This is a genomic window from Nonomuraea sp. NPDC050783, from assembly GCF_040802095.1.
In the GTDB taxonomy this organism is placed as follows: domain Bacteria; phylum Actinomycetota; class Actinomycetes; order Streptosporangiales; family Streptosporangiaceae; genus Nonomuraea.
In genome coordinates, this window is sequence record NZ_JBFAHK010000001.1 from 60,210 (window position 1) to 80,227 (window position 20,018).

The following is a 20,018-nucleotide window of genomic DNA, read 5'->3' on the forward strand; positions in this document are numbered from 1 at the left end:
TGGTCGGGTCGGCGGAGGGCCGACGGGAGGTGGCCGGATGAAGTACCCGTTGGCGGTGCGGCGGCTGCGGCGGCTCGCCGAGACGTGCGACCAGACGCGCCGGGTGGCCGCGGCGGAGCCGTTCCTGCTGGCGGCGTACGTCTTCGGCGAGCTGGTGGAGGGGGCCGACCCCGTCGGCCGCCTGGAGGTCGTGCTCGTGGTGAACCTGCCGCCCGCGGAGGTGACGTGGGGCTCCCAGCCGCCCGGCGCCGCCTGGCTGGTCGACTTCCTGGAGCTGGACAAGGGCGGGGTGGACTACTGGTGGCGCTCCCACCGGGACCCGGCGTGGAACCACCACGTCAGGGAGCCGGTGCGCTTCTGGTCGCACGCGGACGGGGTGGACGAGGGTGTGCTCGGCGCGCTCCGCGACCGCCGTCCCGACCTGCTGCGGCCCGGCTCGCCGGGGAGCGAGCGGGAGGCGCGGGCCCGCACCGCCGAGGAGCTGGAGGCGGCGCTCGACCACCTGCGGGAGGTGCAGCGCTCCTTTTGGGACCGCAAGTGGCGGCGGCGGCACCGCGGCCTGGGCCGGTACCCGGAGCACCACCTGTGGGAGGCCGTGCGCGGCTACCTGGACCTCCTGGACGCCGACCGGTCCCCCGGCCAGGGCCAGGAGTCCCGCTAGGCGCTCAGCGTCCTGAGGAGGTCCAGGGCGGGCCGGTCGAGGGAGCGGGCGCAGGCGCCGAGCGCGACGACCGCCGTGCGGCGCTCCGGGACCACGGCCAGGATGCTCCGGTAGCCGCCGGTCCCCCCGTTGTGGAACAGGATGCGGGGGCCGGTCCTGTCGCGGGCGTCGGCGAGGGCGACCCAGCCGGGAAGGGCCGTGGCGGCCCCGCCGATGGGATGGCCGGTGGCGCGGACCAGGTCGAAGGCGCGCGACAGCTCGTCGGGCGCGTCGCCGAACGTGAGGCGGGCCAGGCGCAGCAGGTCGGCGGGCGTGGAGTGGAGGCCGCCCGCGCCGGCCAGGCCGGCCAGGTGCCAGGGCGGGCGGGGGCGGCCGAAGCGGGAGTGGCCGGGGGCGAGGCGGGCGGCCCGCTCCGCGTCCAGGACGACCTGGGTGTCGGACAGTCCCAGCGGGTCGCAGATCTCCGCCCGGACGAGCTCGTCGTAGTCCTTGACGCCGGCCCGGCGGGCGAGCGCCAGGCCCAGGAGGCCCGCGCCGAGGTTGGAGTAGTGGAAGCGGCGGCCGGGGGTGGAGCGCAGGCGGGTGCGGCCCAGGCCGTCCAGGAGCGCCTCCTCGGTGCAGGAGGCGTACGGGTCGGTGGAGAACAGGCCGCGCGGGAGCAGCCCCTTGGGGATCCGCGGCAGGCCGGAGGTGTGGCAGGCCAGGTGGGCCAGCTCGATCTCGCGCCCGTCGCGGCGCGGCACGGCGGTCCCGGCGGGCAGCAGCTCGCGCAGGGGCTGGTCGAGGGCGACCGTGCCGCGCACGGCCAGGCGGGCGAGGACGAGCGAGGTGAACGTCTTGGTGATCGAGCCGATCTCGAAGACGGTCCCGGGGCCGGTGCCGTGGATCGTGCTCTCCTCGCCGCGGACCGCGCCGAGCGCGAGCGCGCCGGGGCGCCGGGCGGCCAGGCGGGCGGCGCTCTCGCGGACGAGGTCGTCCAGGGGGTCGCTCATGGCGTCAATCATGGTTGACGGCCGTCTCGTGTGTCAACGCCGCTTGCCGGGTTTCGCGGTTGGGTGGAAGTGGGGGAAAAGGTGGATAAATGGAGTAAACCGATGGTCGCTGATAAGCGTCCCCACCCTGGCAATTGTCGTACATTCCTGCTTATCAAGTGAAATATTATGTCAGCAGTAAGGCTTAGTGTGGTCGCTTGATTACTGTTGGTTATCGTCGCGTCAATGTGACCAATCCGTAGCCGTTCGCCATGACGACAGGCCGGATCAGTGCGGGCATCATGCCTATCGTGAGCGAGGGAAGCGTCGCCGACGCCAAAATTGGGGTAAGGCTCGCGTCGAGACTTCCGGCACGGACGGATGACTCCGACCTTAGAGAACTGACGAGCCTCGCCGTACAGGGGGATCGCAGCGCGATCGAATCCCTGCTCGGCGAGTTGCGGCCGATGGTGGTGCGGTATTGCCGCGCCAGGCTGGGCAGGGTTTCAGGGCAATATCACATTGCAGATGACGTAGCCCAGGAGGTTTGCATCGCGGTGTTGTCCGCGTTGCCGCGTTACCGGGACATGGGACGGCCCTTCGCCTCCTTCGTCTTCGGCATCGCCTCGCACAAGGTGGCCGACGCGCTGCGCAGCTCGGTGCGCTCGGCCGTGCCGACCCAGGACCTGCCGGACGGGCCGGACGAGGGCCCTGGCCCGGAGGAGACCGTGGTCCGCTACATCGAGGTCGAGCACGCCCGCAGGCTGCTCGCCCGGCTCCCGGACAACCAGCGGGAATTGTTGTTGCTGCGGGTCGTCTCCGGGCTGTCGGCCGAGGAGACCGGTAATGTACTCGGTATGTCACCAGGTGCGGTCCGCGTCGCCCAGCATCGGGCGCTGGCCAGGTTGCGGCAGATGGCGGAGCTGGAGTCCGCTTGACCCCGGAGGACGAGACCGACGCGTTGCTCGATGTGCTCGGTCGTGGAGAGCTGCCGGGTCCGGGCTCCGCTCACGCGGGTGACCCGGCGGCGCGCGTGCTGGCCGCCCTGGTCGCGGACGTCCTCGACCAGCCGGCCCCGCCGGGTGGCTTCGCGCGTTCCGAGGGCGGCCCCGGCGTGCCGAGGCCGGTGACCGTGGCGGGGGCCGCTCCTCAGCGGCCGGTGGGCTCGGTCAGCGGCGCTCCTCCGTGTCGATGACGCCGTCGACGTAGCCCCTGGCGTACTCCCAGGTCACGTAGTCGGCGGGATCGGGATGGAAGGCCGGCTCGTGGACCTGTGGCTGGCCTTTCTCGATCATTTGCCGGAGGTTGCCGCGCAGCAGCTCCCAGTCGAAATAGTGCTGCTCGCCGCATTCCGGGCAGTCGAGCACGAGACCCAGCACCCCCTGCGGTTCGAGCAGGGAACGGAAGACCTCGACGTCGGCGAGGTCGGTGATGGCCTCGTCGCGCTCGGCTGCGGTCAGTGGCTCCGCGTCGTCGAGCGCGCCCATCGCCGAGGAAGGGTCGTTCGGGTCGTCCGCGAACGGGTCGCGGGGGACGTCTTCCAGCACCTTCCCACCATATGACCGATGCGGCCCCGGCGGTGAGTATCCGGCACCGGCGGTGAGTGTCCCATCGCGGTGAGGCTCCCCGTGCGGCCCCCGTGCGGCCCCCGTGCGGCCCCCGTGCGGCCCGCCCGGCCCGGCCGGCCCGGCACGCTCCGGCCTGCCCGTTCGTCAGCCCAGCCAGCCGCGCCTGGCCGCCTCCACGCCGGTGTGGAAGCGCGACTGGGTGCCCAGCTCGGCCATCGCGCCGGCGAACCTGGAGCGCACCGTGCGGACCGAGATGCCGAGCTGGCGGGCGATCGACTCGTCGCACATGCCCTGCGCGGCCAGGCGCAGCACCTGCACCATCCCCTCGCCTTTGCGGCTCCAGGGGAGCGGCACGGCCCGCGCCCACAGCTCGTCGAACAGCGCGCGCAGCACGCCGACGACGATCGGGGTGCGGACGAGGTAGAAGTTGTAGGCGTGGTCGGGCAGGTTGCCGCCCCAGAACGGCGGCAGGCCCGCGACCTCGGCGCCGGCGGTCATGAACCAGCTCGGCACGCGGTCGAGGGTCCGTACGCTGCCGCCGGTGCCGGTGAGCTCGGTGAGCTGCGCGCGGGCGCCGGGCAGCGCGAGCGTGGCGACGGGAATGACGGCGCGAACAGTGAGCAGTTTTCGTTTTTGCGCGTCAATCCAAGGATCTGCAAATTTACGGACAAAGTCCGCCATAGTGCGTTCGTCCGGTATTGCGGTGACGAATTCCATGCCCGGCGACTGAACCGCGATGCCGAGCACGCTTTCGTAGAGCGCGTCCGCGCCGTTGGCCGGCTCCATCGTGAACGAGCCGCTGCGGTAGTCGCGGCCGGCGTCGTAGTCGCGGATGAAGGTGCGGATGGAGCCGAAAGCCGAGTCGATCATCCGGCTCTCCTCGGCCAGCCGGTCGAGGCGCTGGGCGATCACCCGGCCGAGCGCGGCGGCGGGGTGCCTGGCCAGGTACTCCCCGGAGCGCTCGTCCACCACCCCGAGCTTGACCAGGTCGTCGAGCTGGCGGCCGATCTTCTCCTCCGGCCCGTCCATGACCTGTGCGATGTCGGTGCGGGTGGCCCTGTGCAGGCGCAGGATGGCCGTGTAGAGCGCGCGCTGGGCCGGATCGAGACCCAGCGTCTCCAGCGGGTCTGATCGGGTGCGGGAGTCGTTGCGCATGGTGTGCGGCTCCGTAGGGGGAACACGGGCGTGCCGCGAGGATAACGCCGCATTACGCCGGTGTCCGCTGCTTGGAACGACTCATCACCGCTCCGCGATCATCCGGGAGCTCCAGGTACCGGCCGGATGCAGCTTCGTGCAGTTGCACGTTTGGACATTGCGGTGTGCCGGTGCGTAACGCAGGATTTACATAGCGTCGGCATCCGAGCAAGGTGGGGCGGTGCGGCCCATCAGGACGCGGAGGGGGGTTCGGTGGTGCACAGCGCCGCCGCACCGGGTGTCGGTGGCCGGGGGATGGGGCGGATCACCGACCGTCCCATCCCCCGGCACTTTTTGCTGCGGAGTCCGGTTCGCGAACGGGTGCCGGGAGAACGACGGACCGTGGGGGTCATCGTCCTCCCGGCATCCCCCGCCGGCGCCCCTCGCCGCAGGCCATAGACTTAGGCCAATCAAGGCAACGGCAGAGGGGGCCGCAGCATGTCCAAGTTCACCGAAACCGGTCTGACCTTCGATGATGTGCTGTTGGTGCCGGCCTATTCCGACCTGCAACCGGGCGAGGCCGACACCGCCTCCCGCCTGTCGCGCGGCATCACGCTGTCCATCCCGCTGGTCTCGGCCGCCATGGACACCGTCACCGAGGCCCGCATGGCGGTCGCCATGGCCCGGCAGGGCGGCATCGGCGTCCTGCACCGCAACCTGTCGGTCGAGGAGCAGGCCCAGCAGGTCGACCTGGTCAAGCGGTCCGAGGCCGGCATGGTCACCAACCCCGTCACCTGCAGCCCCGACGACACGCTGGCCGACGTCGAGCGGCTGTGCGCGACCTACCGGATCTCGGGTGTGCCCGTGACCGACGCGTCGGGCGCGCTCGTCGGCATCGTCACCAACCGCGACATGCGCTTCGAGAGCGACCAGTCGCGCCCGGTGCGCGAGGTCATGTCGAAGATGCCGCTGGTCACCGCCCCGGTCGGGGTGTCGAGGGACGAGGCGTTCGCGCTGCTGCGGCAGAACAAGATCGAGAAGCTGCCGTTGGTCGACGCCGACGGGCGGCTGCGCGGCCTGATCACGGTCAAGGACTTCACCAAGAGCGAGCAGTACCCACTGTCCACCAAGGACTCCGACGGCCGGCTGCTGGTGGGCGCGGCCGTGGGCGTCGGCGGCGACGCCGAGCTGCGCGCCAAGGCGCTCATCGAGGCCGGGGTGGACGTCATCGTCGTGGACGTCGCCCACGGCCACTCCAAGGGCCTGGCCGACATGATCGCCAAGATCAAGGCCAACAGCGGGGTCCAGGTCGTCGGCGGCAACATCGCCACCAGGGCGGGCGCCCAGATGCTGGTCGACGCGGGCGCCGACGCGGTCAAGGTCGGGGTCGGCCCCGGCTCGATCTGCACCACCCGGGTGGTGGCCGGGGTGGGCGCGCCGCAGGTCACCGCCATCCACGAGGCGGCCAAGGCGTGCGGGCCCGCGGGCGTGCCGGTCATCGGCGACGGCGGCCTCCAGTACTCCGGCGACATCGTCAAGGCCATCGCGGCCGGCGCCGACACGGTCATGCTGGGCTCGCTGCTGGCCGGCTGCGAGGAGTCGCCCGGCGAGCTGATCTTCATCAACGGCAAGCAGTTCAAGTCCTACCGGGGCATGGGCTCGCTGGGCGCGGTACGCAACCGCGAGCGCGGCGGCACCTCCTTCAGCAAGGACCGCTACGCCCAGGCCGACGTCGGCGGCGAGGACAAGTACATCCCCGAGGGCATCGAGGGCCAGGTGCCCTACCGCGGCCCGGTCGCCGCCGTCGCGCACCAGCTCGTCGGCGGCCTGCGCCAGGGCATGTGGTACGCGGGGTGCCGCACGATCGAGCAGATGCACACCGACGGGCAGCTCATGCCGATCACCGCGGCGGGCCTCAAGGAGAGCCACCCCCACGACATCCAGATGACCGTGGAAGCTCCGAACTATCACAGAAGGTAATGAGTTCATGACGCAGCAGGTGGAGATCGGCCGGGGGAAGACCGGGCGGCGGGCGTACTCGCTGGACGAGATCGGTCTGGTGCCCTCGCGGCGCACCCGCGACCCGGAGGAGGTCTCGATCGCCTGGCAGATCGACGCCTACCGGTTCGAGCTGCCCGTCGTCGTGGCCCCCATGGACAGCGTGGTGTCGCCGGCCACCGCCATCGAGATCGGCCGGCTCGGCGGCCTGGCCCCGCTCGACCTCGAAGGGCTGTGGACGCGTTACGAGGACCCGCAGCCGCTGCTGGAGGAGTGCGCGGCGCTCGACGCGGCTGCGGCCACCAAGCGGCTCCAGGAGATCTACGCCGCGCCGATCAAGGAAGAGCTGATCGGCCGGCGCATCGAGGAGATCCGCGCCTCCGGGGTGACCACGGCGGTGCGGCTGTCGCCGCAGCGCACGGTCCAGTACCACAAGGCCGTGATCGACGCGGGCGTCGACATCTTCGTCATCCGCGGCACCACCGTCTCGGCCGAGCACGTCTCGGGGCGGGCCGAGCCGCTCAACCTCAAGCAGTTCATCTACGAGCTCGACGTCCCGGTCATCGTGGGCGGCTGCGCCACCTACACCGCCGCCCTGCACCTCATGCGCACGGGCGCGGCCGGGGTGCTGGTCGGCTTCGGCGGCGGCGCCTCCCACACCACCCGCAACGTGCTGGGCGTGGCCGTGCCGATGGCCACGGCGATCTCCGACGTGGCGGCGGCGCGGCGCGACTACATGGACGAGTCGGGCGGCCGGTACGTCCACGTGATCGCCGACGGCGGCATGGGCACCTCCGGCGACATCGCCAAGGCCATCGCCTGCGGGGCCGACGCCGTCATGGTGGGCTCGCCGCTGGCCCGCGCGGCCGAGGCCCCCGGGCGCGGCTTCCACTGGGGCTCGGAGGCGCACCACCCCGACCTGCCCAGGGGGCGGCGGGTCGAGTTCGGCACCGTGGGGACGCTGGCGCAGATCCTGCACGGGCCGTCCAGCGTGGCCGACGGGTCGATGAACCTGATGGGCGCGCTCAAGCGCACCATGGCCTCCACCGGCTACTCCGACATCAAGGAGTTCCAGCGCGTCGAGGTGGTCGTCGCGCCGATCCAGCGCTGACGGCCCCGCCCGTACGGCCCGTCGCCCGGTCCTTCCCGGAGGACCGGGAACGCCGCGCGTGACCTCTGGACGACGTCCGGGCCGTCGGCGCGCCCCGGGCGCGTAGGGCGTCAGGCCGGCTCCCCGGTGCGGGCGAGCCACGCGGTGACGCCCAGCAGCGCCGCCGTCGTGACGGCGACCGCGGCCAGGCTCGCCGGATGGGTGAACCACGACGGCCCGGCGGCGACGACGAGGAACGGCGCCAGGACGACAGCGGTCCGGCGGCCCCCGGGGCCGGGACCGGGCGACGGCGCGAGGGTCAGCATCGCCGCGCTGACGCACGCCGGCAGGGCGGACAACACCATGCCGGCGGCGATCGACGGCCGTCCCGAGACGAGAAGCACGTCGCCGACCACGGTGGTCCCTTCGGGCAGGGACGACAGCCGGACCATCGGCTCGGCCGCGTTCAACGCCGCCACGGCCCACGCGCAGGCGATCGCCGCCCATCGCCGCCCCAGCCACGCCAGCAGCACGACCAGCCCGTACGGCAGGGCGAAGACGAGCGCCGGGAGGGCCAGGTCGAAGGCGAGCCGGCCGGCGTACCCGGCGGCGCGGAACAGGCCGGCTCCGAGCAGCAGAAGAGGGGCGAGAAGGGCGGCCAGATCGACGGCGGCCCGCCAGCGCCGCCGCGACCCGGGTGGCGCGACCCGGCGCAGCCGGATCGCCAGGCCGCCGCGCACCAGGTCGAGCACGTCCCGCCCGGCCGGGCGGCTCCGGCCCGGCGCCGCGGCCGCCAGCAGCACGGCGAGCATCTCCTCCCCGTGCCGCGCCCGGTGGTCCTTCGGATACCAGGCCAGCAGCCGGCGGTAACGCCGCTCCAGCGCCGTCACGAGGCGCCGCCGAGGGCCGGCGGGGCGGCCGGGCCACGCCGCGGTCGCGCGGTGGCGGTGGCGGTGGCGGTGCCGGCGGTGGAGCGGCGCTGCTCGCCCTGGAGCCGGTCGGGTGCGGCGTACAGGGTGCCGGCACGCAGCCGCACCCGTTCACTGGAGACCTTCAGGGCGTCGGTGACGATGCCGTGGCCGTGTCGCGGCCCGGCCGCCAGGGCCGTGAGGATCAGGAGCGCCGGTTTCCGCGTGGATCTGCGATTCATGTTGTCGATATATACCTATGATCTTCCTATGGTGGCAACAGTGTGACCAGCCGCGGGAGGGACGTTCCCGTGGTGCACGGCCCGTTCCTAGATGCTCTAGGATATAGCCTAGAGTTTCTAGGAAAGGGAGGGCTCATGGCGGCGCGTGCGGGGCTGACGGTGGAGCGGATCACCCGGGCGGCGGCCGAGCTGGCCGACGAGGTCGGGTTCGACAACGTCACCGTGTCGGCGCTGGCCCGCCACTTCGGCGTCAAGGACGCGAGCCTGTACTCGCACGTCAAGAACCTGCGCGACCTGCGCACCCGGGTGGCCACCCTGGCCGCGGGCGAGATGGTGGACCTCATCGCGGCCGCGGTGGCCGGGCGGTCCGGCAAGGACGCGCTGGCGGCCTTCGCGGGCGCCTACCGCGACTACGCCCTGCGCCACCCCGGCCGCTACGCCGCCACGCAGAGCAAGGTGGACCTCGCCGAGGTGGCCGACCTCGCGCCGTTCCTGCGTACCGGCGAGCTGACGTACGGCATGCTGCGCGCCTACGACCTGGAGGAGCCCGACCTGACCGACGCCGTGCGGCTGCTGCGCAGCACCTTCCACGGCTACACCAGCCTGGAGGCCGCGGGCGGCTTCCAGCACCCCCGGGACGTGGACGTCTCCTGGGGGCGGGCCGTCGAGGCGCTGCACGTGCTGCTGCTGCACTGGCCCCGAGCGAACGAGGAGGAACGATGAGGACGGGAACCCTGCGCGTCCCGGGCGCCGAGCTGTTCTACGAGGTCCGCGGCGCGGGCCCGATGGTGCTGTTGGTGCCGGGCGGCGGCGGCGACGCCGGCACCTTCGACGGCGTGGCCGACGTGCTGGCCGGGCACTTCACCGTGGTCGCCGCCGACCCGCGCGGCTACTCGCGCAGCCGCCTCGACAGCCCCGAGCCCGTGGACCAGCGGGTCGAGACGCAGAGCGAGGACGCCGCCCGGCTCATCGACCACCTCGGCGGCGGCAGCGCGTACGTCTTCGGCGGCAGCGACGGCGGCATCGTCGCGCTCGACCTGCTCGCCCGCCATCCGGGCCGGGTGCGCCGGGCGGTGGTCCACGAGCCGCCGTGCGTGGCCGTGCTGCCGGACGCCGCCGAGCAGCTGGCCTTCTTCGGCCAGGTGTACGAGATCTTCCGGGCCGAGGGGCTGGCGGCCGCCGCGGCGCACATGATGGAGGGGATCGGCGGTACGCTGCGGCCCCTGCCGGACCCGGCGACGCTGCCGCCCCGGGCCGCCGAGCGGGTCGCCAGGACGTTCGCGAACCTGCCGCTGTTCATGGAGCACGAGCTGCGCCAGTTCACCGCGTACGAGCCCGATCTGGACGCCCTGGCGGGCGCCGGTGACCGCCTGGTCCTGGCGGTGGGGCGGGAGACGCGGGGGCACCTGCCGTACCGGCCGGCGGCGGAGCTGGCCCGGCGGCTCGGGCGCGAGCCGGTCGAGTTCCCCGGCGGGCACGGTGGTTACACCGAGCGGCCGGAGGAGTTCGCCGAGCTGCTGGTGCGGGTGCTGCTGGGCTGAGCGGGGGCCGTCGCTTCGCCGGGCGCCGGGCGTCGGGTGTCGGGTGTCGGGCGTTGACAAGCGGAACGGCTGTTCCGTAAGTTGTAAGCGGATCAGTCGTTCCGCATCTTCTGGGGGTCTGCCATGCCCGAGTTCCCGAGTGCCCGCGAGGTGGCCGAGCGTTTCCTGAAGGCCGCGGTGGAAGGGGGGCTCGCCGACCTCTACACCGAGGACGCCGTGATCGAGATCCCGTTCGCGCCCGAGGGGTGGCCGGACCACTTCGTGGGCCGGGAGGAGCACCGGGCCAGGTTCCAGCGGTCGGCGGCGGTCGTCCGGCACGAGCGGATCGAGGACGTGACCATCCACGAGACCGCCGATCCCGACGTGGTCATCCTGGAGTTCGTGATGCACAGCGTGCTCCTGGACACGAGCCGGCCCGTCGAGCGGTCGTTCATCATGGTGGTGCGCGTCAGGGACGGCCTGATCGCGCACTCCCGCGACTACTCCGACCCGGTGGCCACGGCCGAGCTGGCCGACGCGGTCCGCGCCCGGCGCGCGTAGCGGGGCCTCGGCCGGCGCGCCGGTGCCGTAGGGTGCCCCGATGGCCGATCTCCAGCACACCCACGAGCTGACCTACGACGGCGACCTCGTCACCAAGCGCTACCTCGGCGACCGGCCCGGCGCGGCCGAGCGCGAGTGGCGCGCGCTCACCCTGCTGGCCGAGTACGCGCCGGGGCTGGCGCCGCGGCCGGTCGCGTTCGAGGCGGGCGCGGTGACGATGAGCCGGATCGACGGGGTGCCGCTGCGCGGGCTGCCCGTGCGGGAGGAGCACGGCGTGGCCCTGGCCGCGGCGCTGGCCGAGCTGCACGCCGCGATCCCCGCGCCGGTGCTGGAGCAGGTGCCCGTGCGGCCCTGGCAGTGCGCGGCGGTCCGCGACTGGATCATGGAACGGGCGGGCCGGCGACTCGGCGACCCCCTGGCCGCGCGGGCCGCGCGCGAGGGGCTGCGGTGGCTGGAGAGCCGGCGGCCGGACGGGAGCGGGATCACGCCCGTGTTCGGGGGCGGGGACGGCAACCTGGCCAACTTCCTGTGGGACGGCCGCCGCGTGCGCGTCGTCGACTTCGAGGACTCCGGCCGCAGCGACCGCGCGTACGAGCTGGCCGAGCTGGCCGAGCACGTGTCCATGTGGGTGGACGGCGAGGTGGAGATCGCCGGCCGGTTCGAGCTGGGCCCGCAGGAGGAGCGCCGGTTACGCGAGTGCCGCAGGATGCACGCCCTGACGTGGTTGTTCCTGCTCTCGTACGACGACCCGCGCAATCCGCGCAATCCGCCCGGCACCTTCCGGCGGCAGGCGGAGCGGGTGCTGGCGGTGCTGGGGGCGTGAGAGGCGCGCCGGGAGGGTCAGCCCGCCAGCACTCCCAGCAGGTGGCTGACCTCGCGGGTCACCGCGTCGCGGCCGGCCTTGACGTACTTGCGCGGGTCGACCACCCGCGGATCGTCGCCGAGGTGGTCGCGGATGGCGCCGGTGAACGCCTTGTTCAGGTGCGTCGCGATGTTGATCTTCTTCATGCCGTGCCGGACGGCCGCCCGCAGCGTCTCGTCCGGCACGCCCGACGAGCCGTGCAGCACCAGCGGCACCGGCACCGCGGCACGCAGCTCGGCGATCAGGCCGAGGTCCAGCTCGGCGTCCTTGGTGGTCATGGCGTGCGAGCTGCCCACGGCCACGGCGAGCGCGTCCACGCCGGTCGCGGCCACGTACGCCACCGCCTCGTGCGGCTTGGTACGCGCGCCGGGCGCGTGCACGCCGTCCTTGCCGCCCACCTCGCCCAGCTCGGCCTCCACCCACACGCCGCGCTCGTGGCACCAGGCCGCCACCTCGGCCGTGGTGCGGACGTTGTCGTCGTCGGGCAGAGCCGAGGCGTCGTACATGACCGAGCCCAGCCCGAGCCCCACCGCCTCCTCCACCAGCGCGCGGTCGGTGGCGTGGTCGAGGTGGACGGCGACCGGCACCTCGGCGCGCCGGGCCACCGCCAGCGCGGCCAGCGTGATCGGCTCCAGCGCCCCGTGGTAACGCACGCAGTTCTCGCTGATCTGCAGCACGACCGGCAGGCCCAGGGCCTCCGCGCCGGCCACGATGGCGGTGGCGTGCTCCAGCAGGATCACGTTGAAGGCGCCGACTCCCGCGGGCGACTGGCGGACGAGGTCGCCGATGGGGGCGAGGGGCATGGGAGGCTCCTTACGATGCCGGGGTGACGGTGATCCGGGGATGGATGTCGGCGTAGACGTCGCGGTCGAACGCGCCGGCCACCGGCGCGGCCACCGCCGCCGCGCCGAGCGCCGCGGCCCGCCGCAGCCGCTCCGGCCACGGGGCGCCCTCGACCAGGCCCAGCGCCAGCCCGGCCACCAGCGCGTCGCCCGCGCCGGTGGGGTTGCCCCGCACGGTGTACGGCATCCGCGCCCGGAACGTCCCCTCGCCGGTGACGGCCAGCACCCCGTCGGCGCCCAGGGACACCACGACCGCTCCGGCGCCCTGGGCGCGCAGGGCCTCCGCGCCCTCGCCCGGGGTGCCCGGCACGGCCCTGGCCAGCTCCTCGGCGTTGGGCTTGACCACGGCGGGCCGGCCCTTCGGCGCGTGGCGCAACGGCTCGCCGTCGGCGTCCACGATGACGGGCGCGGGCGCGAGGCCGGCGAGCGTGGCGTAGAGGTCGGCGGGGACGCCGCGCGGCAGGCTGCCCGAGATCACCACGGCGTCGGCGCGCCCGGCCAGGGCGGTGTAGTGGCGGGTGAACGCCGCCAGCTCGGCCGCCGTCACCTCGGGCCCCGGCTCGTTGAACAGCGCCGTGCGGGGGGTCTCGCCGCCCTCGCAGACCGCCAGCGTCGTGCGGGAGTCGCCGCCGATGGCGAACACCGCGGCCGGCAGCTCGGCCGCCCGCAGGTCGTCCTCGATCGCCCGCCCGGTCGGCCCGCCGGCCAGGCCGGTGACCAGCACCTCCTGGCCGAGCGCGGCCAGCACGCGGGCCACGTTGACGCCCTTGCCGCCCGCGCGCCGGTGCACCGCGCCGACCCGGTTGACGCCGTCCCAGTCGACGGCGGGCACCTCGTAGGTCACGTCGAGCGCCATGTTGAGCGTCACCGTGAGGATCATCAGGGCTCCGCGATCCAGACGCCGTCCTTCATGACGCCGTCGACCTCCAGCTCGGGGGAGAGCACGACCAGGTCGGCGGCCTTGCCGACGCCGATGGAGCCGACGCGCCCGGCCAGGCCCAGCACCCGGGCGGGCGTCAGCGAGGCGACCTGGACCGCGTCGGGCAGCGACAGGCCGAGCTCGCGCACGGCCCGGCGGAAGGCGACGTCCATGGTCAGCGTGGAGCCCGCGATCGAGCCGCCCTCCGCGAGCCGGGCCACGCCGTCGTCCACCCGCACCCGCATGGAGCCGAGCAGGTAGTCGCCGTCGCCGAGCCCGGCGGCCGACATGGCGTCGGTGATCAGCACCGTGCGGCCGGGGCCGGCCACCTCGTACGCCAGCCGCAGCATGGCCGGGTGCACGTGCACGCCGTCGTTGATCAGCTCGACCGTCACGCGCTCGTCGTCGAGCAGCGCCGCGATCGGGCCGGGCGCGCGGTGCCCGAGCGGCGGCATCGCGTTGTACAGGTGCGTGGCCATGCTCGCACCCGCCTCGATGCCCGCGATCGTGGTGTCGTAGTCGGCGTCGCTGTGCCCGATGGCGGCGATCACGCCCTCGGCGGCGGCCAGCCGGATCGTGTCGAGCGCGCCGGGCAGCTCGGGCGCGATGGTGACCATGCGCACGTGCCCGCGCCCGGCCTTGACCAGCTCGGCGAGCTCGCCCGGCGACGGCTCGCGCAGCAGCGCCGGGTCGTGCGCCCCGCAGCGGCCGGGCGCGATGTAGGGGCCCTCGAAGTGGATGCCCGCCAGCAGCCCTTCCTCGCACAGCTCGGACAGCGCCGCCGCGGCCCTGGCCAGCCCCTCGGGGGCGTCGGTGACGAGGCTGGCCATCATGGTGGTGGTGCCGTGGCGCCGGTGCAGCTCCGCGGCCCGGCGTGCCTGGTCGAGGTCGCCGGTGGGGAACGAACCACCCGCGCCCCCGTGGTTGTGGACGTCCACGAAGCCGGGCACGACGTGCCGCCCGCCCACGCTCAGGCCCGGGCCGGGGGCGCTTCCTTGGCCGACATGCGTGATGCGGCCGTCCTCGATGGTCAGCCACCCCTCGTGCACTCCCTCGGGGGTCACGATCCTGGCGTCGGCGAGAGTAAGGCTCATGAAGAAAGGATCACAGATCGCGTGAGGTGCAGCGGCTCGTCGGGGTCGAGCCCGCGGGCGAAGGCGCGGGCGACGGCCACCCGCTGGGCGCGGATCAGCTCGGCCATCGGGTCGAGGTCGCTCTCGACGAACGTCGCGCCGGTCTCCTCGACCTGGGCGCGCAGGCCCTCGGGGGCGGTGCCGAGCATCCAGGTGACGCGGCCGGGCGCGCCGATGCTGATGGGGCCGTGGCGGTACTCCATCGCCGGGTACGCCTCCGTCCACGACCGGGACGCCTCGCGCATCTTCAGCGCCGCCTCCTGGGCCAGGCCGACCGTCCAGCCCGTGCCGAGGAAGCTGAACTGCTCGGCCTCGACCAGCCCGGCGGGAAGAGGCTCGGCCACGGCCCGCTCGGCGTCGGCGATCGCGCGCGTGAGGTCCTCGCCGAGGCTGGCGCGCAGCAGCGCGAGCTGCGTGGTGGCGAAGCGGGTCTGCACGACCGAGCGCTCGTCGGCGTAGTCGAGCACGACGACCTGGCCGGCGGCGTCCATGATCGGGGTCCTGGGGTCGGCGGTGATGGCCGTGCTCGGCGTGGTGAGGCGGCCGAGCAGCTCCAGCACCTCGGTCGTGGTGCCGGACCGGCTCAGCGCCAGCACCCGGTCGTAGGCGCGGCCGGCGGGGAACTCGGAGGCGGCGAAGGCGTCGGTCTCGCCGTGCCCGGCCCGCTCGCGCAGGGTGGCGTAGGCCATCGCGACGAACCACGACGTGCCGCAGCCGACCACGGCGACCCGCTCTCCCTCGCGCGGCAGCAGCTCGGCGGGAACGCTCGCGACGGCGCGCCGCCAGCACTCCGGCTGGGACGCGATCTCGGCTTCGGTGTGGGTGGTCACGCCGGGCCTCCTCAGGATTGATTGTTTCTGCATCGTTTATAGCAGGAAAGCGCATGATTGGGCAGTGGTGGCTCAGGCTCGCCCGCTGTGCCACGCTTGCTCCTGACCCCATCCGCTAGGAGGCCACGTGTCCCGCTACGACCGCTGGAACGCCATCCTCGAACTGCTCGCCCAGGGGGGCCGGTTGTCGGTCGAGGAGGCGGCCCAGGCGCTCGAGGTGTCCACCGCGACCATCCGGCGGGACTTCGACCAGCTCGCGCAGCAGCAGATGCTCATGCGCACCCGCGGCGGCGCGGTCGCGCAGAGCGTCAGCTACGACCTGCCGCTGCGCTACAAGACCGCCCGGCACACCGACGAGAAGCACCGCATCGCGGCCGCGGCGGCCGAGCTGGTCATGGCGGGCGCGGTGGTCGGGCTCAACGGCGGCACCACGACCTCCGAGCTGGCGCGCACCCTGGCCACCAGGCCCGCCCTGGAGAGCGGCTTCACGGTCGTCACGAACGCGCTCAACATCGCCGCCGAGCTAACCGTCCGCCAGCACGTCAAGATCGTGGTGACCGGCGGGGTGGCCAGGCCGCAGTCGTACGAGCTGATCGGCCCGCTGGCCGGCGGCGTCCTGGAGCAGGTGACGCTGGACATCGCCTTCCTCGGCGTGGACGCGCTCGACGTCGAGCTGGGCGCCTCCGCGCACCACGAGGGCGAGGCCAGCGTCAACCACCTGCTGATCAGCCGGGCCGCGCAGGTCGTCGTGGTGGCCGACTCCTCCAAGATCGGCAAGCGGGCGTTCTCCCGCATCTGCCCGCTCGGCCAGATCGACACGCTGGTCACCGACGACCGGCTCTCCGACGAGCTGGCCGGCGGGCTCAGCGACGCCGGGGTCAAGGTCGTGCGCGCCTGAGGCGGTTCCCTGGGTATGTAGGGAGCCTCAGGACGTACTCAGGGGGTGTCATGGCGTCGGGGATGTGCGCGGCCCGGCTCGGGCCCGCCGAGCGCTCGGCGGCGCTGGAGCGCATGGCCGCACGGGAGCTGGACGTGGTCGTGGTGGGCGGCGGCGTGGTGGGGGCGGGCGTCGCGCTCGACGCGGCCACCCGCGGCCTGGACACCGGCCTGGTCGAGGCACGGGACTTCGCCTCCGGCACCTCCTCGCGCTCCTCCAAGCTCATCCACGGCGGCCTGCGCTACCTGGAGCAGCTCAACTTCGAGCTGGTGCGCGAGGCGCTCCAGGAGCGCTCGCTGCTGCTGCAGCGCATCGCGCCGCACCTGGTCAGGCCGGTGCCGTTCCTGTTCCCCATGACGCACCGCTTCTGGGAGCGCCCGTACGTGGGCGCGGGCGTGGCCCTGTACGACACGCTCGGGCTCGCCACCGGCCTGACCCGCGGCGTCCCCGGCCACCGGCACCTGTCGCGCTCGCGCGCCCTGCGGCTGGCCCCGGCGCTGAAGAAGTCCGCCTTCACCGGCGCGGTCCAGTACTGGGACGCGCAGGTGGACGACGCCCGCTACGTCATGACCCTGCTGCGCACGGCGGCCACGTACGGCGCGCACGTCGCCCCGCGCACGCAGGTCGTCGGGTTCCTGCGCGAGGGCGAGCGGGTCACCGGCGTGCGGGCCCGCGACCTGGAGTCGGGCGCCGAGCTGGAGATCCGGGCCCGGCAGGTGGTCAACGCCACCGGCGTGTGGACCGACGACATCCAGGAGCTGGTGGGCGGGCGCGGCCAGATCCACGTGCGCGCGTCCAAGGGCATCCACCTGGTCGTGCCGCGCGACCGCATCCACTCGCTGACCGGGCTCATCCTGCGTACCGAGAAGTCGGTGCTGTTCGTCATCCCGTGGGGCCGGCACTGGATCATCGGCACCACCGACACCCGCTGGACGCTGGACAAGTCCCACCCGGCGGCCTCCCGCGCCGACATCGACTACCTGCTCGACCACGTCAACGCCGTGCTGTCGGTGCCGCTGACCCGCGATGACGTGGAGGGCGTCTACGCCGGGCTGCGCCCGCTGCTGTCGGGGGAGTCGGAGGAGACCTCCAAGCTGTCCAGGGAGCACGTGGTCGCGCATCCGGTGCCGGGGCTGGTGATGATCGCGGGCGGCAAGTACACGACGTACCGGGTGATGGCCCGCGACGCCGTGGACGCGGTGGTGCACGGCCTCGACCAGCGGGTGCCGCCGTCGTGCACCGACCGCGTCCCGCTGGTGGGCGCCGAGGGCTACCAGGCGCTGTGGAACTCCCGCCACCGCCTGGCCCACTCCTCCGGCCTGCACGTGGCCAGGATCGAGCACCTGCTCCAGCGCTACGGCTCGCTGACCGGCGAGGTGCTGGAGGTGGTCGAGGGCGACCCGTCGCTGGGCCGCCCGCTGACCGGGGCCGACGACTACCTGCGCGCCGAGATCGTGTACGCCGCCACGCACGAGGGCGCCCGCCACCTCAACGACGTGCTGACCCGGCGCACCCGCATCTCCATCGAGACCTTCCACCGGGGCCAGGCGGTGGCGCAGGAGGCCGCCGAGCTGCTGGCCGGGCCGCTCGGCTGGACCGGTGAGCAGGTCAAGCGGGAGGTGGAGTACTTCACCAAGCGCGTCGAGGCCGAGCGCTGCTCCCAGGAGCAGGACTCCGACCAGGAGGCGGACGCCATCCGGCTGGGCGCGCCGGAGATCGTCCCCGTCGTCGCGCCGGAGCGGGCATGACCGGGCCGGGGGCGAGCCGGGGCCCTGTACATCGCCCTGCACATCGCCCGCGGGCCGGGCGGCGCCTCAGCGCAGCGGGATCCACGCCTGTGAGGCCAGCGTCGCGGTGTCGTTGACCTGGAGGCCCTCCTGCGACAGCGTCCAGATCGAGGAGCCGATGACCATCGAGCGCTGGATGCCGGGCTGGTACGCGTAGTCGCCCTCCTGCTGCTGCGTCGGGTGCTTGATCATGCCCAGCTTCGTCACGCCGGAGTCGTCGATCCTGAGCACCAGCGCGCCCGACTGGTCCTGCTGGTACAGCGGCACCACCGTCAGCCCGGTCTTCGGCCAGTACAGGAAGGCGTGCGGGTCCCACTCGGCCTCCGAGCCCGACTCCTTCTGGAACAACCGCGACAGGCGGCGCGGCGCGGCCGGGTCGCTGACGTCGAACAACGAGATCTGCGTGCCCATCGTCCGACCCTGCGCGCTGGCCTCCTGGCCGATGCCGATCAGCCGCCCCTCGGCCCCCGGGTGCAGGTACGCCGAGTAGCCGGTGATCTTCAGCTCGCCGGTCACCCGCGGCCTGGCCGGGTCGCGCAGGTCGAGCGTGTAGAGCGGGTCCACCTGGCGGAAGGTGACGCAGTAGCCGACCGGGCCGATGAAGCGCACCGAGTAGATGCGCTCGCCCTCGCCCAGGCCGCCGACCTCGCCCGTCCTGGCGAGCGTGCGGGCGTCGAGCACGTGGACGGTGCTGGAGCTGCTGCGGCCGTCGGGTGAGACGGCCGTGGTGGCGGCGCGCAGGTGGCCCTCGTACTCCGACAGCGAGTACTGGTTCAGCAGGCGGCCGGAGACCTTGCCCGAGGCCACGTAGGCGGGCGCGCCGGGGGAGCCGACGTCGAAGCGGTGGATCTCGGTCTCCTCGGGCGGGACCGCCGGGGTCGTCGGGGTCGTCGGGGCCGGGACGGGCTCGCTCGGCGTGGGCTCCTCGGCCGGGGCGTCGTTCCCGGTGGCCGGGGTCCGGTCGGTGGGGGCGGGGGTCTGGTCGGCCGGCGCCGGGGTCTGGTCGGCCGGGGCCGGGGGCAGTGGCCACCACCAGCGGGGGTTGCTGGCGACGTACAGGCTGGTGCCGGTGCCGTAGACGATGTCGCCGTCGGCGGCCAGGGCGATCGGGTCGGTGCCGGCGGCGGTGAGCCCCGTGGCCAGGTCGAGGGTGTGGACGGTCAGCAGGGACGTGCCGGTGTAGTCGGCGGGGTGGCTGATCCGCTCGCACGGGACCGTCTCGTTCCTGACCGCGCCGGCGGCGTCGGTGATCTGGAGCTTCGGCAGCCAGGCGTCGAGCGGGGCCCGGCGGACCACGGCCTGGTTGCGCTTGATCTGCTCGGCCTCGGAGGTGTTCTCGCCGGCCTGCGGGAACTCGATGCGCGGCTGGTCGCGGGTGACGATCCTGACCGTGGAGCCCACCATCCGGGCGTCCACGTACGTGCCCTGCGGCTTGACCGTGCCCATGACCTTGGGCCGGTCGCCGGCCAGGTCCACCAGCACGTACCGGGTGTCGCCCAGGGGGGCGAAGGACGTGGACTTGACCATGACGTCGCCGTAGCCGCCGCGGAACAGCACCAGCGCCCGGTCGCCGGACATCAGCAGGTCGGCGGGGGCGTAGTAGCGCTCGTCGCCCTCGGTCAGCCTGAGCGAGGCCCGCACCTCGCGGGTGGCGGTGTCGATGATCCGCAGGGTGCCGTTCGTGACCGTCACCACCCGCTTCCCGTCGGTCTTGACCAGGTCCGGCTCGTCCACGCCGGCCTCGTGGACGTTCGTGGTGGAGTGCTCGGTGGTGTCCGCCTTCGCGTTGGGGGTGATCGACGCCGTGTCCGAGCGCTCCATCGCCAGCGGCACCACGGGGCCCAGCCCCCAGGCGGTCACGTTCCTGGCGGCGTGCTCGCGCAGGCCCGCCAGCAGGTCGTCGCAACCGGTGTAGGCCACCAGGCGGACCGCGCCCAGCGGCGACGGCTTCGCGCGGGCCGGCCGCTGCTCCGGGGAGCCCGGGGACGCGGTGCAGGCGGTCGCCACCGCCGCCAGCGCGGCGGCGGTCGCGGCCGTTCGGATCAACGTCTTCAT

At 73.5% G+C, this 20,018-nt stretch carries 20 protein-coding genes; 10 read left to right on the forward strand and 10 right to left on the reverse strand.

Annotation, left to right across the window (positions count from 1 at the left end; translation table 11 throughout):
- Positions 1-37 precede the first annotated feature (37 nt).
- On the forward strand, positions 38-661 hold the full coding sequence (locus AB0H75_RS00360; protein ID WP_367787690.1) for a hypothetical protein: 624 nt from the start codon (positions 38-40) through the stop codon (positions 659-661).
- Here AB0H75_RS00360 and AB0H75_RS00365 read toward each other — a convergent pair.
- A complete protein-coding gene (locus AB0H75_RS00365) occupies positions 658-1,653 on the reverse strand; it encodes a serine hydrolase domain-containing protein (protein ID WP_367787693.1) in 996 nt (331 codons plus the stop codon). The two genes, AB0H75_RS00360 and AB0H75_RS00365, sit on opposite strands and share 4 nt — an antisense overlap.
- A gap of 281 nt (positions 1,654-1,934) precedes the next feature.
- On the opposite strand from AB0H75_RS00365, the gene AB0H75_RS00370 reads away from it, so the two are divergent.
- Positions 1,935-2,570, forward strand: coding sequence for a sigma-70 family RNA polymerase sigma factor (locus tag AB0H75_RS00370; protein WP_242372127.1), 636 nt, complete (start codon positions 1,935-1,937; stop codon positions 2,568-2,570).
- A 231-nt stretch (positions 2,571-2,801) separates the two neighbouring features.
- On the opposite strand, the gene AB0H75_RS00375 is transcribed toward AB0H75_RS00370, so the two are convergent.
- Complete coding sequence (locus AB0H75_RS00375) at positions 2,802-3,179, reverse strand: DUF5319 domain-containing protein (protein WP_329585425.1); 378 nt, start codon at positions 3,177-3,179, stop codon at positions 2,802-2,804.
- Between the two features lie 165 nt (positions 3,180-3,344).
- Positions 3,345-4,355 (reverse strand): LuxR C-terminal-related transcriptional regulator, encoded by a 1,011-nt coding sequence (locus AB0H75_RS00380; RefSeq protein ID WP_367787696.1) that lies wholly within the window; start codon positions 4,353-4,355, stop codon positions 3,345-3,347.
- A 477-nt stretch (positions 4,356-4,832) separates the two neighbouring features.
- Between AB0H75_RS00380 and guaB the strand changes: the two genes are divergently transcribed.
- Both guaB and AB0H75_RS00390 read left to right on the forward strand, forming a co-directional pair.
- A complete protein-coding gene (gene guaB / locus AB0H75_RS00385; protein ID WP_367787698.1) occupies positions 4,833-6,314 on the forward strand; it encodes an IMP dehydrogenase in 1,482 nt (493 codons plus the stop codon).
- A gap of 7 nt (positions 6,315-6,321) precedes the next feature.
- On the forward strand, positions 6,322-7,443 hold the full coding sequence (locus AB0H75_RS00390; protein WP_367787701.1) for a GuaB3 family IMP dehydrogenase-related protein: 1,122 nt from the start codon (positions 6,322-6,324) through the stop codon (positions 7,441-7,443).
- A gap of 110 nt (positions 7,444-7,553) precedes the next feature.
- Here AB0H75_RS00390 and AB0H75_RS00395 read toward each other — a convergent pair whose 3' ends face one another.
- On the reverse strand, positions 7,554-8,312 hold the full coding sequence (locus AB0H75_RS00395; protein ID WP_367787704.1) for a hypothetical protein: 759 nt from the start codon (positions 8,310-8,312) through the stop codon (positions 7,554-7,556).
- Positions 8,309-8,572, reverse strand: a complete 264-nt coding sequence (locus tag AB0H75_RS00400) for a hypothetical protein (protein ID WP_367787706.1) — start codon at positions 8,570-8,572, stop codon at positions 8,309-8,311. The genes AB0H75_RS00395 and AB0H75_RS00400 overlap by 4 nt, the downstream gene beginning before the upstream one ends.
- 135 nt (positions 8,573-8,707) lie before the next feature.
- Here AB0H75_RS00400 and AB0H75_RS00405 point away from each other — a divergent pair, with 135 nt between their 5' ends.
- The 4 genes from AB0H75_RS00405 to AB0H75_RS00420 all read left to right on the forward strand — a co-directional run bounded on the left by AB0H75_RS00405 (position 8,708) and on the right by AB0H75_RS00420 (position 11,476).
- Positions 8,708-9,295: a TetR/AcrR family transcriptional regulator gene (locus tag AB0H75_RS00405; protein ID WP_367787709.1), complete on the forward strand. Its 588-nt coding sequence runs from the start codon at positions 8,708-8,710 to the stop codon at positions 9,293-9,295.
- On the forward strand, positions 9,292-10,113 hold the full coding sequence (locus AB0H75_RS00410; RefSeq protein WP_367787712.1) for an alpha/beta fold hydrolase: 822 nt from the start codon (positions 9,292-9,294) through the stop codon (positions 10,111-10,113). The genes AB0H75_RS00405 and AB0H75_RS00410 overlap by 4 nt, the downstream gene beginning before the upstream one ends.
- Positions 10,114-10,236: 123 nt before the next feature.
- Positions 10,237-10,653, forward strand: coding sequence for a nuclear transport factor 2 family protein (locus tag AB0H75_RS00415; RefSeq protein ID WP_367787715.1), 417 nt, complete (start codon positions 10,237-10,239; stop codon positions 10,651-10,653).
- Between the two features lie 40 nt (positions 10,654-10,693).
- Positions 10,694-11,476 carry a phosphotransferase family protein gene (locus AB0H75_RS00420; RefSeq protein ID WP_367787718.1) on the forward strand — a complete coding sequence of 261 codons (783 nt, stop codon included), beginning with the start codon at positions 10,694-10,696 and terminating at the stop codon, positions 11,474-11,476.
- A gap of 17 nt (positions 11,477-11,493) precedes the next feature.
- On the opposite strand, the gene AB0H75_RS00425 is transcribed toward AB0H75_RS00420, so the two are convergent.
- Genes AB0H75_RS00425 through AB0H75_RS00440 form a run of 4 tightly spaced genes read right to left on the reverse strand, consistent with a single transcriptional unit; the run spans position 11,494 to position 15,239 of the window.
- On the reverse strand, positions 11,494-12,318 hold the full coding sequence (locus AB0H75_RS00425; RefSeq protein ID WP_367787721.1) for a class II fructose-bisphosphate aldolase: 825 nt from the start codon (positions 12,316-12,318) through the stop codon (positions 11,494-11,496).
- Positions 12,319-12,328: 10 nt separating this feature from the next.
- Positions 12,329-13,237 (reverse strand): 1-phosphofructokinase family hexose kinase, encoded by a 909-nt coding sequence (locus AB0H75_RS00430; RefSeq protein WP_367787723.1) that lies wholly within the window; start codon positions 13,235-13,237, stop codon positions 12,329-12,331.
- Complete coding sequence (nagA, locus tag AB0H75_RS00435) at positions 13,237-14,370, reverse strand: N-acetylglucosamine-6-phosphate deacetylase (protein WP_367787725.1); 1,134 nt, start codon at positions 14,368-14,370, stop codon at positions 13,237-13,239. Before nagA ends, AB0H75_RS00430 begins: the two co-directional genes overlap by 1 nt.
- A complete protein-coding gene (locus tag AB0H75_RS00440; protein WP_367787728.1) occupies positions 14,367-15,239 on the reverse strand; it encodes an SIS domain-containing protein in 873 nt (290 codons plus the stop codon). Before AB0H75_RS00440 ends, nagA begins: the two co-directional genes overlap by 4 nt.
- A gap of 127 nt (positions 15,240-15,366) precedes the next feature.
- Between AB0H75_RS00440 and AB0H75_RS00445 the strand changes: the two genes are divergently transcribed.
- Both AB0H75_RS00445 and AB0H75_RS00450 read left to right on the forward strand, forming a co-directional pair.
- Entirely contained in the window at positions 15,367-16,137 is a 771-nt protein-coding gene (locus tag AB0H75_RS00445) for a DeoR/GlpR family DNA-binding transcription regulator (RefSeq protein WP_367787731.1), read from the forward strand.
- A 62-nt stretch (positions 16,138-16,199) separates the two neighbouring features.
- Positions 16,200-17,924, forward strand: a complete 1,725-nt coding sequence (locus AB0H75_RS00450; protein WP_367790443.1) for a glycerol-3-phosphate dehydrogenase/oxidase — start codon at positions 16,200-16,202, stop codon at positions 17,922-17,924.
- A 66-nt stretch (positions 17,925-17,990) separates the two neighbouring features.
- Here the strand turns inward: AB0H75_RS00450 and AB0H75_RS00455 are convergent, their stop codons facing one another.
- Positions 17,991-20,018: a beta-propeller domain-containing protein gene (locus AB0H75_RS00455; RefSeq protein WP_367787734.1), complete on the reverse strand. Its 2,028-nt coding sequence runs from the start codon at positions 20,016-20,018 to the stop codon at positions 17,991-17,993.

Bases quoted from the DNA above. Each gene is read 5' to 3' on its own strand.
- AB0H75_RS00450 (WP_367790443.1), top strand. From the start codon at position 16,200: ATGTGCGCGGCCCGGCTCGGGCCCGCCGAGCGCTCGGCGGCGCTGGAG.
- AB0H75_RS00390 (WP_367787701.1), top strand. From the start codon at position 6,322: ATGACGCAGCAGGTGGAGATCGGCCGGGGGAAGACCGGGCGGCGGGCG.
- guaB (WP_367787698.1), top strand. From the start codon at position 4,833: ATGTCCAAGTTCACCGAAACCGGTCTGACCTTCGATGATGTGCTGTTG.
- AB0H75_RS00405 (WP_367787709.1), top strand. From the start codon at position 8,708: ATGGCGGCGCGTGCGGGGCTGACGGTGGAGCGGATCACCCGGGCGGCG.
- AB0H75_RS00410 (WP_367787712.1), top strand. From the start codon at position 9,292: ATGAGGACGGGAACCCTGCGCGTCCCGGGCGCCGAGCTGTTCTACGAG.
- AB0H75_RS00370 (WP_242372127.1), top strand. From the start codon at position 1,935: ATGCCTATCGTGAGCGAGGGAAGCGTCGCCGACGCCAAAATTGGGGTA.
- AB0H75_RS00420 (WP_367787718.1), top strand. From the start codon at position 10,694: ATGGCCGATCTCCAGCACACCCACGAGCTGACCTACGACGGCGACCTC.
- AB0H75_RS00455 (WP_367787734.1), bottom strand. From the start codon at position 20,018: ATGAAGACGTTGATCCGAACGGCCGCGACCGCCGCCGCGCTGGCGGCG.
- nagA (WP_367787725.1), bottom strand. From the start codon at position 14,370: ATGAGCCTTACTCTCGCCGACGCCAGGATCGTGACCCCCGAGGGAGTG.
- AB0H75_RS00430 (WP_367787723.1), bottom strand. From the start codon at position 13,237: ATGATCCTCACGGTGACGCTCAACATGGCGCTCGACGTGACCTACGAG.
- AB0H75_RS00365 (WP_367787693.1), bottom strand. From the start codon at position 1,653: ATGAGCGACCCCCTGGACGACCTCGTCCGCGAGAGCGCCGCCCGCCTG.
- AB0H75_RS00360 (WP_367787690.1), top strand. From the start codon at position 38: ATGAAGTACCCGTTGGCGGTGCGGCGGCTGCGGCGGCTCGCCGAGACG.
- AB0H75_RS00425 (WP_367787721.1), bottom strand. From the start codon at position 12,318: ATGCCCCTCGCCCCCATCGGCGACCTCGTCCGCCAGTCGCCCGCGGGA.
- AB0H75_RS00415 (WP_367787715.1), top strand. From the start codon at position 10,237: ATGCCCGAGTTCCCGAGTGCCCGCGAGGTGGCCGAGCGTTTCCTGAAG.
- AB0H75_RS00380 (WP_367787696.1), bottom strand. From the start codon at position 4,355: ATGCGCAACGACTCCCGCACCCGATCAGACCCGCTGGAGACGCTGGGT.
- AB0H75_RS00400 (WP_367787706.1), bottom strand. From the start codon at position 8,572: ATGAATCGCAGATCCACGCGGAAACCGGCGCTCCTGATCCTCACGGCC.